Origin of the sequence: Rhizobium rosettiformans W3 (genome assembly GCF_004912135.1) — a bacterium.
Lineage (GTDB): Bacteria > Pseudomonadota > Alphaproteobacteria > Rhizobiales > Rhizobiaceae > Allorhizobium > Allorhizobium rosettiformans.
The window spans coordinates 113,915-130,906 of the sequence record NZ_STGU01000004.1 but is presented as its reverse complement, the minus strand read 5'-3'; the positions used below and the strand labels follow the sequence as shown (position 1 = coordinate 130,906).

General features: G+C 62.8%; 18 protein-coding genes. 12 read left to right on the top strand and 6 right to left on the bottom strand.

Going from position 1 to position 16,992, the window contains the following annotated elements:
* The first annotated feature begins 168 nt into the window (after positions 1-168).
* From FAA86_RS08980 to dnaJ, 4 genes are all read left to right on the top strand, one after another.
* Positions 169-2,394 carry a transglycosylase domain-containing protein gene (locus tag FAA86_RS08980; RefSeq protein WP_136539897.1) on the top strand — a complete coding sequence of 742 codons (2,226 nt, stop codon included), beginning with the start codon at positions 169-171 and terminating at the stop codon, positions 2,392-2,394.
* A gap of 289 nt (positions 2,395-2,683) precedes the next feature.
* Entirely contained in the window at positions 2,684-4,597 is a 1,914-nt protein-coding gene (gene dnaK / locus FAA86_RS08975) for a molecular chaperone DnaK (protein WP_113458177.1), read from the top strand.
* On the top strand, positions 4,597-5,067 hold the full coding sequence (locus FAA86_RS08970) for a hypothetical protein (RefSeq protein WP_136539895.1): 471 nt from the start codon (positions 4,597-4,599) through the stop codon (positions 5,065-5,067). Before dnaK ends, FAA86_RS08970 begins: the two co-directional genes overlap by 1 nt.
* 4 nt (positions 5,068-5,071) lie before the next feature.
* Positions 5,072-6,223: a molecular chaperone DnaJ gene (gene dnaJ, locus FAA86_RS08965; protein ID WP_113458175.1), complete on the top strand. Its 1,152-nt coding sequence runs from the start codon at positions 5,072-5,074 to the stop codon at positions 6,221-6,223.
* Between the two features lie 65 nt (positions 6,224-6,288).
* On the opposite strand, the gene FAA86_RS08960 is transcribed toward dnaJ, so the two are convergent.
* Positions 6,289-6,540, bottom strand: a complete 252-nt coding sequence (locus FAA86_RS08960; RefSeq protein ID WP_136539893.1) for a putative antibiotic biosynthesis monooxygenase — start codon at positions 6,538-6,540, stop codon at positions 6,289-6,291.
* 98 nt (positions 6,541-6,638) lie between these two features.
* On the opposite strand from FAA86_RS08960, the gene FAA86_RS08955 reads away from it, so the two are divergent.
* Positions 6,639-7,253: a TetR/AcrR family transcriptional regulator gene (locus FAA86_RS08955; protein ID WP_136539891.1), complete on the top strand. Its 615-nt coding sequence runs from the start codon at positions 6,639-6,641 to the stop codon at positions 7,251-7,253.
* On the opposite strand, the gene FAA86_RS08950 is transcribed toward FAA86_RS08955, so the two are convergent.
* Together FAA86_RS08950 and FAA86_RS08945 are read right to left on the bottom strand one after the other, a co-directional pair.
* A complete protein-coding gene (locus FAA86_RS08950) occupies positions 7,247-7,456 on the bottom strand; it encodes a SlyX family protein (protein WP_113458172.1) in 210 nt (69 codons plus the stop codon). The two genes, FAA86_RS08955 and FAA86_RS08950, sit on opposite strands and share 7 nt — an antisense overlap.
* A 77-nt stretch (positions 7,457-7,533) precedes the next feature.
* Complete coding sequence (locus tag FAA86_RS08945; protein ID WP_136539889.1) at positions 7,534-7,821, bottom strand: hypothetical protein; 288 nt, start codon at positions 7,819-7,821, stop codon at positions 7,534-7,536.
* A gap of 161 nt (positions 7,822-7,982) precedes the next feature.
* On the opposite strand from FAA86_RS08945, the gene recF reads away from it, so the two are divergent.
* The 3 genes from recF to FAA86_RS08930 are packed head-to-tail and all read left to right on the top strand — an operon-like array spanning position 7,983 to position 10,384.
* Entirely contained in the window at positions 7,983-9,110 is a 1,128-nt protein-coding gene (gene recF / locus FAA86_RS08940; protein WP_136539887.1) for a DNA replication/repair protein RecF, read from the top strand.
* 42 nt (positions 9,111-9,152) lie between these two features.
* The gene (locus FAA86_RS08935) at positions 9,153-9,905 is read left to right on the top strand and encodes a molybdopterin-synthase adenylyltransferase MoeB (protein ID WP_136539886.1); all 753 of its coding nucleotides are present in this window, start codon (positions 9,153-9,155) and stop codon (positions 9,903-9,905) included.
* The gene (locus FAA86_RS08930; protein ID WP_136539884.1) at positions 9,902-10,384 is read left to right on the top strand and encodes a GNAT family N-acetyltransferase; all 483 of its coding nucleotides are present in this window, start codon (positions 9,902-9,904) and stop codon (positions 10,382-10,384) included. The genes FAA86_RS08935 and FAA86_RS08930 overlap by 4 nt, the downstream gene beginning before the upstream one ends.
* Positions 10,385-10,387: 3 nt before the next feature.
* On the opposite strand, the gene FAA86_RS08925 is transcribed toward FAA86_RS08930, so the two are convergent.
* The gene (locus FAA86_RS08925; protein ID WP_136539882.1) at positions 10,388-11,392 is read right to left on the bottom strand and encodes a 2-hydroxyacid dehydrogenase; all 1,005 of its coding nucleotides are present in this window, start codon (positions 11,390-11,392) and stop codon (positions 10,388-10,390) included.
* Positions 11,393-11,591: 199 nt separating this feature from the next.
* Here FAA86_RS08925 and FAA86_RS08920 point away from each other — a divergent pair, with 199 nt between their 5' ends.
* Positions 11,592-12,134, top strand: coding sequence for an SH3 domain-containing protein (locus FAA86_RS08920; RefSeq protein WP_136539880.1), 543 nt, complete (start codon positions 11,592-11,594; stop codon positions 12,132-12,134).
* Here FAA86_RS08920 and FAA86_RS08915 read toward each other — a convergent pair.
* Positions 12,127-13,119: an adenosine kinase gene (locus FAA86_RS08915; protein ID WP_136539878.1), complete on the bottom strand. Its 993-nt coding sequence runs from the start codon at positions 13,117-13,119 to the stop codon at positions 12,127-12,129. The two genes, FAA86_RS08920 and FAA86_RS08915, sit on opposite strands and share 8 nt — an antisense overlap.
* 326 nt (positions 13,120-13,445) lie before the next feature.
* Here FAA86_RS08915 and FAA86_RS08910 point away from each other — a divergent pair, with 326 nt between their 5' ends.
* Entirely contained in the window at positions 13,446-14,390 is a 945-nt protein-coding gene (locus FAA86_RS08910; RefSeq protein WP_136539876.1) for an AEC family transporter, read from the top strand.
* Between the two features lie 60 nt (positions 14,391-14,450).
* Here FAA86_RS08910 and FAA86_RS08905 read toward each other — a convergent pair whose 3' ends face one another.
* Entirely contained in the window at positions 14,451-15,212 is a 762-nt protein-coding gene (locus tag FAA86_RS08905) for a c-type cytochrome (protein WP_136539874.1), read from the bottom strand.
* Between the two features lie 155 nt (positions 15,213-15,367).
* On the opposite strand from FAA86_RS08905, the gene FAA86_RS08900 reads away from it, so the two are divergent.
* The gene (locus tag FAA86_RS08900) at positions 15,368-16,132 is read left to right on the top strand and encodes a 3-deoxy-manno-octulosonate cytidylyltransferase (protein ID WP_136539872.1); all 765 of its coding nucleotides are present in this window, start codon (positions 15,368-15,370) and stop codon (positions 16,130-16,132) included.
* 4 nt (positions 16,133-16,136) lie between these two features.
* Entirely contained in the window at positions 16,137-16,988 is an 852-nt protein-coding gene (locus tag FAA86_RS08895) for a prephenate dehydratase (protein ID WP_113458165.1), read from the top strand.
* The last annotated feature ends 4 nt before the right edge of the window (positions 16,989-16,992 follow it).

Sequence of the window (16,992 nt, the reverse complement as noted above, 5' to 3'; positions counted from 1 at the left end):
AGAGCTTGTTTACCGGGCTTTAACCACCCCTTAAATCGCCGCATTTACTGTGCAATTGCGCGGTCATCCACCCGGGCGCCGGTCTGATCGACCGAATTTCTTGAAGCCATTTTTGCGCCTGCCGTCTGTCGGCTGCGCACAACGACTATCTGGAGCAAGATCACGGCAATGGTGAGCCGAGGAAAATCCCGCGATCGTATAGAGCCGAGCTTCGACGACGAGCGCGAGGACGAGGATTTCCGGCTGGATGCGGATGATCGTGTCGTGGGCGGTCGGCCGGTGCGCGCCGGGGCCAAGAAGGCGGCATCTTCGGCCAAGCGCGGCAAGTCCGGCGGCCAGAAGAAAAGCAAAGCCAAGAGCCGCGGCGGCGGGTTCGGCCTCGGCCGTCTGATCTATTGGGGCTTCGTGCTGTCGATCTGGTGCGGGATCGGCCTTGTCGGTCTCATCGCCTATTACGGCTCGCAGATGCCGAGCGCCAGCAGCTGGTCCATCCCCGAGCGCCCGCCGAACATGAAGATCGTGTCGGTCGAGGGCACCGTCATTGCCAATCGCGGCGCGACCGGCGGCGAGGCTCTGCCGCTCGAAGAAATGTCGCCCTTCATCCCGCAGGCCGTCATGGCGATCGAGGATCGGCGCTTCTATTCGCATTTCGGCGTCGACCCGCTTGGTCTGGCGCGCGCCATCGTCACCAACCTGACGAGCGGCCGCGCCGTGCAGGGCGGCTCGACGCTCACGCAGCAGCTCGCGAAGAACCTCTTCCTCTCGCCCGAGCGCACGATCGAGCGCAAGGTGCAGGAAGTGCTGCTCGCGTTCTGGCTGGAGCAGAAATACACCAAGGATCAGATCATGGCGATGTATCTGAATCGGGTGTTCTTCGGTTCGAATGCCTATGGCGTGGAGGCGGCAGCGCGGCGCTACTTCAACAAGTCGGCGCGGGACGTGAACCTCGGCGAAGCGGCCCTGCTCGCAGGCCTTTTGAAAGCCCCGTCACGCCTGTCGCCGGCGCGCGATCCGGAAGCCGCGGAAGCGCGGGCCCAGGTCGTGCTGCAGGCGATGCTCGAAGAGGGCTATATCACCGCCGACGAGATCAAGACGGCGATGTCGCAGCCGCCAACCAAGGCGAAGCGCTACTGGAGCGGTGCGGGGCAATATGTCGCCGATCTCGTGCGCGACGAGGTGACCATGCTGATCGGCAAGGTGACCGAGGACATCGTGGTCGAGACGACGATCGACATGACGCTGGAGAAGAAGGCGGAGGCCGCCCTGACGGAATCGCTGGCTACCGAAGGCGACAAGGTCAATGCCTCGCAGGCCGCGCTCGTTTCGATCGACGGCACGGGCGCAATCCGGGCGCTGGTCGGCGGGCGTGACTATGCCGAAAGCCAGTTCAACCGTGCGGTCAAGGCGAAGCGCCAGCCTGGCTCGGCCTTCAAGCCCTTCGTTTATGCGGCAGCTGTCGAGAACGGGCTTCGCCCGACTTCCTTGCGCAACGACGCCCCCATCCGTATCGGCTCCTGGACGCCGGAGAATTACGACCAGAAGTATCGCGGACAGGTGACGGCGACGCAGGCGCTGGCTGAATCGCTGAACACGATTGCCGCCCAGCTTGTGATGGAAGTCGGCCCCGATCAGGTGATCAAGGTGGCCCATCGCATGGGGATCGAGTCGGAGCTGCAGAACAATGCCTCGATCGCGCTCGGGACATCCGAGGTGTCGCTGCTCGAGCTGACGGCGGCCTATGCGCCCTTCATGAATGGCGGCTACAAGGCGACACCGCATATCGTGCGGCGGATCTCCAAGTCCGACGGGACACTGCTCTACGAGAACAATTACCTGGAGCCCCCGAAGGTCCTGAACGACAATGTCGTTGCGGCGATGAACCTGATGATGCGCAGCGTCATCGATCACGGGACCGGCAAGAAGGCGCAGCTGAAAGGTTGGGAGGCTGCGGGCAAGACGGGCACGACCCAATCTTTCCGCGACGCGCTCTTCGTCGGCTATACCAGCAACCTCACCACCGGCATCTGGTTCGGCAATGACGATGGCCAGTCGATGAAGAAGGTGACAGGCGGCGGCCTGCCGGCCAAGGCCTGGCACGATTTCATGACGGCCGCTCATCAGGGTCTGGCGCCTGCTCCGCTGCCCGGCGGCGACTTCATCGAGCCGGCGCCGGTCGAGGAGCCGGCGACCATCGGCACCATCATCTCCGACGTGTTCCAGGGTGGTGGCGAAGAGCGTTATTCCGGCGACCCTGTCTATGCCGAAGACTATCCTGCAGAGCCCGCGCCACCCGGCGATGTGACAGGCTCGGCCGGTCCAGTCCCGCCGGGCGAGGTCGGAGGCGGACAGGGCACGCGGCGCACCACACTTCTTGACTTGATCCTCGGGCAATAACGCCCACATGAGGGCAGCTGATCATCGTCGGCCTGACGCAAGGCCGGCGCTTTAGCATGGCCGGTCGACAAGGACTGAGAGGTGCCGCGAAGCACGTGAAGCTGTGGCGCCAATCTGTTCTTTTTTACCGGTTTTCGGCGGAATTCCAGCCTTGCAGTCGGAAAAACCGCTTCTTATATACGCGACATAACCGCAGCGGCGCTGCAGTGTATCCCAGACCATCCACGTCGAGGGGCTGTCAGGAATGCCTGATTGGGGTTCCGATGGCCTGCTTCAAGGAGAATATGACATGGCAAAAGTAATCGGTATCGACCTTGGAACGACCAATTCCTGCGTCGCCGTCATGGACGGCAAGGATGCGAAGGTCATCGAGAATTCGGAAGGCGCACGCACCACGCCGTCCATGGTGGCATTTTCGGACGACGGCGAACGCCTCGTCGGTCAGCCGGCCAAGCGCCAGGCCGTCACCAACCCGACCAACACGCTCTTCGCCGTCAAGCGCCTGATCGGCCGCCGCTACGAAGATCCGACCGTTGAGAAGGACAAGGGCCTCGTTCCCTTCCCGATCATCAAGGGCGACAATGGTGACGCCTGGGTCGAAGCCCAGAACAAGGGCTATTCGCCTTCGCAGATCTCGGCCATGATTCTTCAGAAGATGAAGGAAACGGCTGAAGCCTATCTCGGCGAAAAGGTCGAAAAGGCCGTCATCACCGTTCCCGCCTACTTCAACGACGCGCAGCGCCAGGCAACCAAGGATGCCGGCCGCATCGCCGGTCTTGAAGTTCTGCGCATCATCAACGAGCCGACGGCTGCTGCCCTCGCTTACGGCCTCGACAAGAAGGACGGCAAGACGATCGCCGTTTACGACCTTGGCGGTGGTACCTTCGATATCTCGGTTCTGGAGATCGGCGACGGCGTCTTCGAAGTGAAGTCGACCAACGGCGACACCTTCCTTGGCGGTGAAGACTTCGACATGCGTCTCGTCGAATATCTCGCAGCCGAGTTCAAGAAGGACCAGGGCATCGACCTGAAGGGCGACAAGCTGGCCCTGCAGCGCCTGAAGGAAGCCGCCGAAAAGGCCAAGATCGAGCTGTCTTCTTCGCAGCAGACCGAAATCAACCTGCCGTTCATCACGGCGGACGCTTCCGGTCCGAAGCACCTGACGATGAAGCTGACTCGCGCGAAGTTCGAAAGCCTGGTCGACGATCTCGTCCAGCGCACGATCGCACCGTGCAAGGCAGCCCTCAAGGATGCCGGCGTTTCCGCAGCCGATATCGACGAAGTGGTTCTGGTCGGCGGCATGAGCCGCATGCCGAAGGTCCAGGAAGTCGTGAAGCAGCTGTTCGGCAAGGAGCCGCACAAGGGTGTGAACCCGGATGAAGTCGTTGCCCTCGGTGCAGCGATCCAGGCCGGTGTTCTGCAGGGGGACGTCAAGGACGTTCTGCTGCTCGACGTGACCCCGCTGTCGCTCGGCATCGAGACCCTCGGTGGCGTCTTCACCCGTCTGATCGACCGCAACACGACGATCCCGACGAAGAAGAGCCAGACCTTCTCGACCGCTGAAGACAACCAGCAGGCCGTGACCATCCGCGTCAGCCAGGGCGAGCGCGAAATGGCTGCAGACAACAAGCTGCTCGGTCAGTTCGACCTCGTTGGCCTGCCGCCGGCACCGCGTGGCGTTCCGCAGATCGAAGTCACCTTCGACATCGACGCGAACGGCATCGTTCAGGTTTCGGCCAAGGACAAGGGCACGGGCAAGGAACAGCAGATCCGCATCCAGGCCTCCGGTGGTCTCTCCGACGCCGACATCGAGAAGATGGTGAAGGACGCCGAAGCCAATGCCGAGGCCGACAAGAAGCGTCGTGCCGTGGTCGAAGCCAAGAACCAGGCCGAAAGCCTCGTTCACTCCACCGAGAAGTCGGTCAAGGAATATGGCGACAAGGTTTCGGAAACCGACCGCAAGGCGATCGAGGATGCAATCGCTGCCCTGAAGGGTTCGATCGAAGCCTCCGAGCCTGATGCCGACGACATCCAGGCCAAGACCCAGACGCTCATGGAAGTTTCCATGAAGCTGGGCCAGGCCATCTATGAAGCCCAGCAGGCCGAAGGCGGTGCAGGCGACACGGATGGTGGCAAGGACGACAACGTCGTCGACGCCGACTATGAAGAAGTGAAGGACGAAGACGCGAAGAAGTCGGCCTGATGCAGGGCCACTTCGGACGCCGTTCCAAGATCTGGCTGGCCTTCGGGCCAGCCGCACTTTCGTTGATCCTGACGACCGGTGCCATGGCACAGGACAGGGGGCAGGTCAGCGCAGTTCACCGTCAGGTGAGCGCCGCCGAGGCCAGAGTGGCCAAGGCGATTTCCGCGAAGGACAGCAATTCCCTTTCCCGCATTGGCAATGAGCTCGGCAGGATCATCGAAGCAGCGCTTCAGCGGCGCGAGAACGGTGGCGAAGTCTCTTCCTGTGACATGGCTGCGCATTCCCTGGCTTTTGCTGCCGTGACCTCTGCCGACGGCCTCATCAGCAAAGGCGAAGCGCGCAAGCTTCTGATGCAGGATGCAATCTCCGCCGCGTCCGATTTCCAGAAAGACATGCAGGCTTGCGACAAGCAGGCCGGCAAGGCGACGGGCAGCCACACGAGCGTTGGGAAAGCTTTGAGAGCTTTGTAAGACCATGGCAAAAGCAGATTTCTACGAGACCCTCGGGGTTGGCCGGACGGCGGACGAGAAGGAGCTGAAGAGCGCCTTCCGCAAGCTGGCCATGAAATATCACCCGGACAAGAATCCGGATGACAGCGAAGCCGAGAAGAAGTTCAAGGAGATCAACGAGGCCTATGAGACCTTGAAGGATCCCCAGAAGCGCGCGGCCTATGACCGCTTCGGCCATGCCGCCTTCGAACAGGGCGGCATGGGCGGCGGCGGTTTCGGTGGCGGCGGCGGTTTTGCCGGCGGCGGCTTCTCCGACATCTTCGAGGACATTTTCGGCGAGATGATGGGCGGCGGCCGTGGCGGTCGTGCCCGCTCGACGGGCGGCCGCGAGCGCGGGGCAGACCTGCGCTACAACATGGAAATCAGCCTCGAAGAGGCCTTCACCGGCAAGACGGCGCAGATCCGGGTTCCGACCTCGATCACCTGCGATGTCTGCACCGGTTCGGGCGCCAAGCCCGGCACCCAGCCGAAGACCTGCACGACCTGTCAGGGCTCGGGCCGCGTGCGCGCCGCCCAGGGCTTCTTCTCGATCGAGCGGACCTGCCCCACCTGTCACGGTCGCGGCCAGACGATTTCCGATCCCTGCACCAAGTGCCACGGCCAGGGCCGCGTCACGGAAGAACGCTCGCTGTCCGTAAGCATCCCGACCGGGATCGAGGACGGCACGCGCATTCGCCTGCAGGGCGAAGGCGAGGCAGGACTGCGCGGCGGGCCGGCTGGAGACCTCTATATCTTCTTGTCAGTGAAGCCGCACGAGTTCTTCCAGCGTGACGGCGCGGATCTCTATTGCTCCGTGCCGATCTCCATGACGACGGCGGCACTCGGCGGGACCTTCGATGTGGTGACGCTCGATGGCACGAAGTCGCGGGTGACGGTTCCGGAAGGCACGCAGGCCGGCAAGCAGTTCCGCCTGAAGGGCAAGGGCATGCCGGTGCTGCGCTCGACGCAGGTCGGCGACCTCTACATCCAGATTCAGATCGAGACGCCGCAGAAGCTGACGAAGCGTCAGCGCGAACTCCTCCAGGAGTTCGAACAGCTGTCGTCGAAGGAGAACAATCCGGAATCGACGGGCTTCTTTGCCCGGATGAAGGATTTCTTCGACACGCTCAGCGACTGACGGGCGGCGAAGCCGGGGTGATTATGCAAGGGGCGGTCCTGAAGGGCCGCCCCTTTTGCATGGGCTCAAGCGAGCAGTCTGGGCTGGCGCAGGATGAACCACGCGAAGTGTTTCTGGATCGCCGGCGCGATGCCGTAAACGATCGAGATCACCATGATGGGCGCAAGCAGTGCCGTGCGGGCCCAGATCGGCCAGCCCTCTGTCAGCGGCATCAGGACATAGAGAATGCCGGTGACGAAGGGATAGATTACGAGCAGCATGATCATGGCGAGGCGGTGCTTCGACGGGATGGGTCGGGTTGTCGAGAGATCGGACATGGGAGGCTCCATAAGAACGGTACGTTTCGTTTATATTGAAACGGGCCGTTTCGTTCAATAGTTTTTTCTGCTAGAACTCGAGCGAAGGAGCATCGACTGTGACGAACACTGCACGCGATATCACAAAGCGCACATCGATCGGCGCGCAACGCAATCCCGCCAGCGAGGATGCCATCCTGACGGCCGCAGCCGAGATCCTCACCGAAGGGGGACTTTCCGCCTTCTCGATCGAGGCGGTCGCGCGGCGGGCAAAGGCCGGCAAGCCGACGATCTATCGCTGGTGGCCCTCCAAGGCAGCACTTCTCCTTGACGTCTATCATCGCCAGAAGGGCGAGACCTTCTATCCCGATACGGGCGCCACGCGCGGGGATCTGATCGCTTTTCTCGAGGCGCTGCTCGGCTTCTGGAAAACGAGCGGGGGCGAAGTCTTTCGCTCGATCGTCGCCGAGGCGCAGAGCGATCCGGCAGCGCTCGAAGCGCTGCGCGACTATGCCGTGACGCGCTGTCGGGCGAGCGGCGTGATCCTTGAGCGGGGTGTGGCGCGCGGCGAGATCCGGGGCACGCTCGACATTCCGCTGATCATGGAGTTGTTCTCAAGCTTCTGCTGGCAGCGGCTGCTGACCGGCCGGCTCGACCCATCCCGCGACCAGATCACGCATCTGGTCGATGCAGTGCTGACCGGATTTGCAACGGAGCGTGGCGGCGCTCAATAATGCGGTGGGCGGGTGACGGCCGGGGCTTCCAGCGCCTGCTCTTCCAGCGACAGGAAGCGTTCGGTCAGGCGATCGAGCTTCGCGCGGGTCTGCTCGACCACCTTCCATTGCTCGGCCAGCTGGTCCGACAGCTCTTCGATGACGCGCGTCTGATGGGCGACGGTCTCTTCCAGACGCGTGATGCGCTCTTCCTGCGTGTCCATGGGTCTTCTCCATCGTCTCTCAAGCGGCCTAGATGCCGCAAGACGAAGGCGCGGTCAAACATGGACTTGAGGCCAAGTCATCGCTGCTTCTTCTTGCGGTAGGGCATGGTCATGACGGCGGAGGCGGTCACGGCCGCGGCGAAGGTCAAGGCCAGGGGAACGGCCATCATGACTGTCGGGAGAACCGGGTGGCTCGAGCGGGAGAGCGAGGTGCCGACGCCGCCGAGATCGAACCAGACAATGCCGAAGGCAACCGCAAAGCCGAGGGCGGCACCGAGCGTTGCGTTCAGCGCGAGAAAGCCCAGCATGTCCCAATGGTCACGGCGGGCTTCTTCGGGGGTTAGATCATCGGAATGCAAGGGCATGGCCTGGCTCCAGATCGGCGGCGATGTCATCAAACTAGCGCGGCTTGGAAACAGTTCCATGCCGCCAAGCGCCGCAGGCTCAGAGATATAGCCGAAAGCACGCTTGTGCCTTGCCTTCACCAACCAATCGGCCTAGCTCAAGGCGACAACGATTCCGGCTCATGACCCAGAAGACACAGATCCACCGACTGAAACTGACGGACTTCCGCAACTATGCGCAGGCAGGCCTTGCGCTGGACGGGCGGCATGTTGTGCTGGTCGGCGACAACGGGGCGGGCAAAACCAATTTCATGGAGGCGATCTCCTTCCTGTCGCCGGGACGGGGGCTGCGCCGGGCCGTTCTTTCGGACATTCCGCGGCTCGGCGCCTCGGGAAGCTTCACGATTTTTGCGGCGATCGACGGCATGGTGGGCGAGGCCGATATCGGCACCGGTACGGAAACGACGGAAGAGGACAATCTCGTCCGCCGACTGCGGATCAATGGCGCGCCGGCCAAGTCGGTGGACGAACTGACGGATCACTTGCGCATTCTGTGGCTGACCCCGGCGATGGACGGGTTGTTTACAGGCCCTTCGGCCGATCGACGCCGCTTCCTCGACCGGCTGGTCCTGTCGCTCGATCCGGCACATGGCCGGCGGGCCAGCGACTTCGAGCGGGCCATGCGCAGCCGCAACAAGCTTCTCTCGGAAGGCCGCTTCGATCCGACCTGGCTTTCCGGGATCGAGCAGCAGATGGCAGCGCTCGGCGTGGCCATGGCGGCGGCACGGCGGGAAATGCTCGGGTTGCTTTCCGGATTGATCGAGGCGGATCGGGACACCTCGGCATTCCCCTCCGCCTCGCTTGCGCTCACGGGTTTCCTCGACGAGCTCGCCGATCTGCCGGCCTTCGAATTCGAAGAGCGCTATATCGACATCCTCGCACAATCGCGCCATCGGGACGCGGCGGCTGGACGGACGCTGGATGGACCGCACCGGGCAGATCTGATCGTGCGGCATATCGAGAAGGACATGGATGCCGAACGCTGCTCGACAGGCGAGCAGAAGGCGCTCCTGATCGGTCTCGTGCTCGCACATGCACGGCTGGTCGCGACCATGACCGGTTACGCGCCGATCCTGCTGCTGGACGAAATCGCGGCACATCTCGACGAAGGGCGGCGGGCGGCGCTTTTTGCGCGCATCGATGCGCTGGGCGGGCAGGCCTTCATGACAGGGACCGACAAGGCGATGTTTTCGGCGCTGGGTGATCGGGCGCAGTTCGTGACGGTCAGGGACGGGCAGATCGATGGCTGACCGCGCTTTCTTTCCAAACCGCCTGGTGGCAAGGTAGGCGCCATGGATCCGCTGTCCCCAGACGAACTCTCCCGTTATCACCGCCACATCCTGTTGCCCGAAGTGGGTGGTCATGGGCAGCAATTGCTGAAGGCCGCACGCGTGCTGGTTATCGGGGCCGGCGGGCTTGGGTCGCCTGTGTTGCAGTATTTGGCGGCTGCTGGCGTCGGCACGCTCGGGATCGTCGATGACGACGGGGTGTCGCTTTCCAATCTGCAGCGGCAGGTCATTCACGATACCGGAACGCTTGGCGAGAAGAAGACCAAGAGTGCGGTAAAGGCCATCGCGCGGCTCAACCCGCATTGCCGTGTCGTAAGGTACGAGGATCGGTTCGATCCCGGTTTCGCGCGGGATCATCTGCCGCGCTACACATTGCTGATCGACGGCTCCGACAATTTTTCCACGCGCTATGCGGCGGCGGATGCGGCGGAGCTTGCGCGCGTGCCGTTGGTGACCGGCGCTGTCGGGCGCTTCGACGGGACGGTGACGGTATTAAAGCCGTATGAAAGCGGCCCCGATGGACAGCCTTACCCCCGCTATACCGATCTCTTTCCCGAGCCGCCGCCGGAGGGCCTGATACCGGCCTGTGCGGAAGCGGGCGTGATCGGCGCGCTGACCGGTGTGATCGGCACGCTGATGGCAATGGAGGCGATCAAGGTAATCACGGGGATCGGCGAGCCGCTGGTCGGGCGGTTGCTGATGTATGATGGACTGGCAGCGCGCTTCGATACGGTGCGCTACAAAAGACGGGCATGACGATGGATGTGACGATCAGCCGGATCGACGAAAGCTTTTCGCGCTATGAGGAACTCCTGGCGCTCATCATGGGATCGTTTGCCTATATGGATGGCGTGATCGACCCGCCTTCGTCGGCGCATCGATTGACGCTTGCCTCGCTCAAGGACAAGGCCAGGGACGAGATCGGTCTGATGGCAGAGGTCGAAGGGCGGCTCGTCGGCTGTGCCTTTCTGCGGCCTGAGCCTGACTTCCTCTATGTCGGCAAGCTGGCGGTGGCGCCCGAAACGCAGGGGTCGGGGATCGGCGGCCGGTTTCTGGCTGAAGCGGAAGCCATTGCTCACGAGCTCGGCAAGCCTGCGCTGCGGCTGGAGACGCGGATCGAGCTCACGGGCAATCACCGGCGCTTCGGTGCCTGGGGCTTTGTCCGCACGGCGGAGAAGAGCCATGCCGGCTACGAGCGCCCGACCTACATCGAGATGCAGAAGCGGCTGAGCTGAAGCTCAGCTTCGGCTCGGCAGAACGCGGTTCGGCGGACGGTGACCGTCGAAATAGGTCCTGATATTGATGATCACCTTGTCGCCCATATCGATACGGCCTTCGATCGTCGCCGAGCCCGTATGCGGCAACAGCACGACCTTGCCTTCATTGGCGAGCTTCACCAGCTTCGGATTGACCGCAGGCTCGTTCTCGAACACATCGAGGCCCGCACCGGCGATCTTGCCGGCGCGCAGCGCCTGCACCAGCGCATCCTCATCGATGATGTCGCCGCGGGCGGTGTTCACCACGTAGCTGGTCGGCTGCAGCAGGGCGAGACGCCGTGCCGAAAGCAGGTGGAAGGTTGCCGGCGTCGACGGGCAGTTGACCGAGACGATATCGACGCGGGCGAGCATCTGGTCGAGGCTGTCCCAATAGGTTGCCTCGAGCTCTTCTTCGGTGGCCGGATTGGCGCGCTTGCGGTTGTGGTAATGGATCGAGAGACCGAAGGCCTTTGCACGGCGGGCAACGGCCGTGCCGATGCGGCCCATGCCGATGATGCCGATGCGCTTGCCCCAGATGCGGCGCCCGAGCATCCAGGTGGGCGACCAGCCTTCCCATTCGCCCGGCTTGTCCATCAGCACGCGCGCGCCCTGGACGAGGCGGCGGGGGACGGCGAGGATCAGCGCCATGGTCATGTCGGCCGTGTCTTCGGTCAGGACATTCGGCGTGTTGGTGACGGTGATGCCCTTTTTCGCAGCCGCATCGATGTCGATGTGATCGGTGCCGTTGGAGAAGCTTGCGATCAGCTTCAGCTGCGGTCCGGCCTCCGCGATGAGAGCCGCATCGATTCGGTCGGTGACCGTGGGTACGAGCACATCCGCCGTCTTGACGGCTGCGATCAATTCTTCGCGCGTGCGCGGCTTGTCGTCGACATTGAGCTCGGCATCGAACAGCTCGCGCATGCGCGTTTCCACGGCATCGGGCAGTTTCCGCGTGATATAGACCGTTGGTCTTTTCCTGTTCGTCATGGGCCGGATCGATGCCTTCTTCAGAACTCGTTAACCAAGTCGCGGGATACTTCGCTCCTTAGGAAGGCAATTTCTACCAAACCCGTCGGCGAAGACAAACAAAACTCGTCGGGTCGCGGCGGATTTGTCCCGGACATGCGCGAAGCGGTCCGGGGCGGTCAGAAAGCACTTCATTTCCATAGCTTAGCCCGGAATGACCATGTTTCATAACCTGTGCCGCGTCAGCCTAGCCTTCAGCGTCCTCGCGCTGTCTCTCGTGGCCGGCCCGATCGCCGGTCATGCACAATCCACGACCAAGGGCTCGAGCGGTCTGCCGCTTCCGCGCTTCGTCAGCCTCAAGGCCGAGAAGGTCAATCTGCGGATCGGCCCCAGCACCGACTACGCTGTTTCCTGGCGCTACATGAAGTCTGGTCTGCCGGTGGAAATCATCCGCGAATACGAGAACTGGCGACAGATTCGTGATGCCGACGGCACCGAGGGCTGGGTCAACCAGACCCTGCTGACCGGCGAGCGCACCGCCGTTGCCGCGCCCTGGATGCGCGGCAAGGGTGAGAATGTCTATGTGATGATGCGCCGGGATTCGAACTCCTCGGCAGCTGTCATCGCCAAGCTCGAACCCGGCGTCCTGCTGAAGCTCAGCGAATGCAACGGCAACTGGTGCCAGGCCGAAGCCGGCGGGGTCAGTGGCTGGGTGTCGCAGGCCGAGATCTGGGGTGCCTATCCCGGCGAGGCCTTCAAATAAGGCCTGTCGCCGCAGCTCCGTTCTTCAGGGACATCATCGGGCGTGGCCCAATCTGCTGGATGACGACACCTGCGGCATAGCAGCCAAGATGGCCGCAATCCTTGAGGCTTCGACCGTTGGTGTAGCCGAAGAGGAAGCCTGCGGCGAAGAGATCGCCGGCGCCGGTCGTATCGACCACTGTCTGCACCTTGGTCGCGGGCACGCGAATGCGGGCGCCATCCTTGACGATCACGGCACCCTGGTCACCCATGGTGACGGCCGCGAGCTTGCAATCCTTCGAAATGAGATCGAGCGCCTGGGCGAAATCATCCGTCTCGTAGAGCGAGAGGGCCTCCTGCTCGTTGGCGAAGACGATGTCGACCGTGCCGGAGCGCATGAGGTCGAGAAACTCCGACCGGTAGCGGCCGACGCAGAAGCTGTCGGACAGCGTCATCGACATTTCTTGGCCTGCGTCATGGGCGATGCGGGCGCAATCGAGGATCGCCTGCTTGGCGCGCGGCGGATCCCAGAGATAACCTTCGAAATAGGTGACCTTGGATTTCGCCACCACCTCCGGCTCGACATCCTCGGGGCCGAATTCGACGCAGGCGCCGAGATAGGTGTTCATCGAGCGCTCGCCGTCTTCGGTGACGAAGATCATGCTGCGGGCCGTCGGCGGCTGGCTGCCCAGCGGGCGGGTCTGGAAATGCACGCCTTGGGCACGGATATCGTGGATGAAGATCTCGCCCAGCTGGTCCTCGGCCACCTTGCCGAAATAGGCGGCCTTGCCGCCGAAATTGGCGATGCCGGCTGCCGTGTTGCCGGCGCTGCCGCCGGAAGCTTCCACGGCGGGGCCCATGAGACCGTAGAGCCGCTCGGCGCGCTCGGCGTCGATCAGGTTCATTGCGCTTTTGGTGATGGCGTTGTCGATCAGAAACTGGTCGTCGCAGCGGGAAATAATGTCGACGATGGCATTGCCGATCGTCAGGACATCGAACTGGCTCATAAGGTCCGGGGCTCCATTTGCGTGCCCCACGGTCATAGTGATTTTTGCAGCGATGGGAAGGGGCAAGCCGATCAACGTCATCTTGCCGTTACATCGAAAGCTTATAAATCATTATCAAGACGTCCATCTCCCCTGGGCGTCCAAGTGGACCATAACCGGTCCGTTACGGGAAAGCCGACCACGGATGTACTGGCGGCCTATCTCGACCGGCATGAGGCCGGCGTGAAAGCAGGCAGTGGCCTGCTTTTGTCGTTTCTGGCGGATTGGCGGTGAGCGGCGGGCGGCCTAAGAAGGCTTTTGTCCTTGCCCTCCCCTTGAGTCGTTTCATGACTGCTGTTGCCCAAGACGTCCTTCCTATTTTCATTCTTATACTATTCGGTTGGGCGCTGGTCCGCCTCAAGATCCTCGCGACGGAGATCGGCGACGGGCTTGGAGACTTCGTCTTCAAGGTGGCGGTGCCACTGCTGCTCTTGCGCACGATCGCCAATGCCGATTTCCATGGCGCATCGCCCTTCCGACTCTGGATCGCCTATTTCGCCGGCGTTCTCGTCACCTGGACGATCGGCCATCTGGTTGCGACGCGCCTCTTCGGTCGAGACGAGAAGCTCGGCGTTCTCGCCGGTGTCTCCTCCGCCTTTGCCAACAATGTCTTCATCGGTCTTCCACTCGTCGAGCGCACGGTCGGTCCGGATGGGATTGTCGCGATGTCGATCCTGCTTGCCGTGCATCTGCCGTTGATGATGATCGCGGGGGTTCTCGCGATGGAACGGGCGGAGCAGAAAAGCGGTGGCCGGCAGGCCGCCGGCATCCTTGCCGTTTCGAAACAGGTGGGCGGCAACCTCATCCGCAACCCGCTGATCATTGGCCTTGCCGGCGGCATCCTCCTGCAGGTCGTGGGCACACCTGTCCCCGCGCTGATCGACGGCATCGTCGCACAGGTCGCCGGCATGGCGGCGCCGGCAGCGCTGATTTCGCTCGGCATGACGCTGAACAAATATGGCCTGGCAGGCAATGTCCGGATCGCTGCCAGCATTTCGCTCCTGAAGCTTGCCCTGATGCCTGCGGTGGTGTGGCTCGCTTCGACGCTACTTGGCCTTTCACCGCAATGGACTGCGGCACTGGTGCTCACCTCGTCGGTTCCGACAGGCATCAATGCCTGGCTGATTGCCAGCCGCTTCGGCGTCGGTCAGGGGCTGGCAGCCTCTGTCATCACGCTATCGACAGCGGCTGGGGTGGTGACCGTATCGCTCTGGGCCTTGCTTCTGCTCTGAAACGCAAACGCCCGGCCGCAAGGGCCGGGCGCAGAGTGCGAAGAAATCGAAACGACCGAATTACGGCGTCGTCGTCTGTGCCGGAGCAGGCTCGGCCGGAGCCGGTTCTGCGGGGGCCGCGGGCGCTGCGTCCGCCGGTGCTTCCGGAGCGGCCTCTGCCGGAGCAGCCGGAGCAGCTTCGGCCGGAGCCTCCGCCGGGGCCGCATCTGCCGGGGCGGCAGCGGCATCAGCCGGCGCTGCGTCTGCAGGGGCTGCTGCGGCGTCTGCCGGTGCAGCCTCCGGGGTCGGGAGCGGAACCGGGCTGTCTGCCATCGTGTGCAGATACATGATCAGGTTGGCGCGCTCGTCATCCTTCTTGATGCCGGCAAAGCCCATGGCGGTGCCCGGGATGTGCTGCTTCGGCGCCAGCAGGAATTCATTGAGGTGTTCCCAGGTCCAAAGGACGGAGCCGCCCTGGGAGAATTCGGTCATGGCAGCGGAGTAGCTGAAGCCTTCATGCGAAGCGATCGGGCGGTCGACAAGGCCATAGAGGTTCGGGCCAACCTTGTTGGCGCCACCCTTGTCGACGGTGTGACAGCTCGCGCACTTCTTGAACACGGCTTCACCTGCGCCCGCATCAGCGCTGGCGAGAAGCACGGCGATCGGCGTTGCGGCGACCTCGGGTGCAGCCTCTGCCGGACCCGCTTCTTCGGCAACAATGGCGAAGCCTTCCTGCTCGGGTGCTTCCGAGTGGAAAATGCCTTCCGAAGCGATCGACACAGACATCAGGACGAAGACGGTGCCGAGAAAGGCACCCACGCCCATGTTGGTATAAGAGTTCATCTGCAAAGCTCCCCGTGCAGCCGGCCGATGAGCAACCGGACGATCTTGAAATCGCGCGGAACCTATGTCTTTTGCATAACACTTGCAACACGATTATGGTCCCGCAACTGGGACTTTTTGACACTTCTGTTCGGTGATTTGAAGGGGTTATGGACATGAATGAAGGCGGAACTGCCAAAACCCTGGTCCTGATCCCGGCCCGCATGGCATCCACTCGACTTCCGGGCAAGCCACTTGCCGATATCGCCGGTCTGCCGATGATCGTGCAGGTCGCGAAACGGGCTCAGGAAGCCGAGGTCGGGCGAATCATCGTGGCCACCGACGACAGCGAAGTGTTCGACGCCGTGGAAGCCGCGGGCTTCGAGGTGGTCATGACACGGGCGGACCACCAGTCGGGTTCCGACCGTATCTTCGAAGCGCTGAGCAAGGTCGACCCAGATGGTCAGGCTGAAATCGTCATCAATGTGCAGGGCGACCTGCCGACCATCGATCCGCAAACGATCCGTGCCGCACTGAGGCCGCTTCAAGACCCAGCCGTCGACATCGCGACGCTGACGGTGGAGATCGAGGACGAGCAGGAAAAGACCAATCCGAATGTCGTGAAGGTCGTGGGATCGCCGATTTCCGGCGACAGGCTCCGGGCGCTCTACTTTACCCGCGCCACCGCTCCTTACGGTGCCGGGCCGCTTTATCACCATATCGGGCTTTACGCCTATCGCCGCGCAGCGCTCGAACGCTTCGTCTCGCTCTCGCCGTCGACGCTCGAAAGACGCGAGTCGCTGGAGCAGCTTCGCGCGCTCGAGGCCGGCATGCGCATCGATGCCGAGGTGGTGAAGACCGTGCCGCTCGGCGTCGACACACCCGACGATCTCGAAAAGGCGCGCCGCATCCTTTCCGCATCCTCCAACGCAGGACACTGATCCCTTGGCACCGACGAACAAGATTTCCTTCCAGGGCGACTACGGCGCCAATTCTGACATGGCCTGCCGCGACATGTTCCCCAACATGGAGCCACTGCCCTGCCCGACCTTCGAGGATGCCTTCGTGGCGCTGGAGACGGGCGAGGTGGATCTCGCGATGATCCCGATCGAGAACACGCTGGCCGGTCGCGTTGCCGACATCCACTATCTGCTGCCGCTGTCGCGTCTGCACATCGTCGGCGAATATTTCATGCCGATCCGCTTCCAGCTGATGGTGCTGCCGGGCGTGAAGCTCGACGAGATCCGCACCGTGCACAGCCACATCCATGCGCTTGGTCAGTGCCGCAAGATCATCCGCAGCCATGGCTGGAAGGCGGTCGTCGCCGGCGACACCGCCGGCGCTGCCAAGCTCGTCTCGGAGAAGGGCGACCGGACGATGGCCGCCCTTGCGCCGCGGCTTGCAGCGTCGCTCTACGGGCTCGATATCCTGGCCGAGAATGTCGAGGATTCCGAGAACAACGTGACGCGCTTCGTCGTGCTCTCGCGTGACGAGGACGAGCCGAAACGGGTGAGTGACGACGAGCGTTTCATCACCACGTTCGTGTTCAATGTCCGCAACATCCCGGCAGCGCTCTACAAGGCGATGGGCGGATTTGCCACCAATGGCGTCAACATGACCAAGCTCGAGAGCTACCAGATCGGCGGCAAGTTCATCGCGACCCAGTTCTATGCCGATATCGAGGGACATCCGGAGGACGCGCCGGTGAAGCGGGCACTGGAAGAACTGCGCTTCTTCTCGGAAAAGGTCCGCATCCTCGGCGTCTACAAGGCGCATGAAATGCGCGGCAAGCTCTGAACTG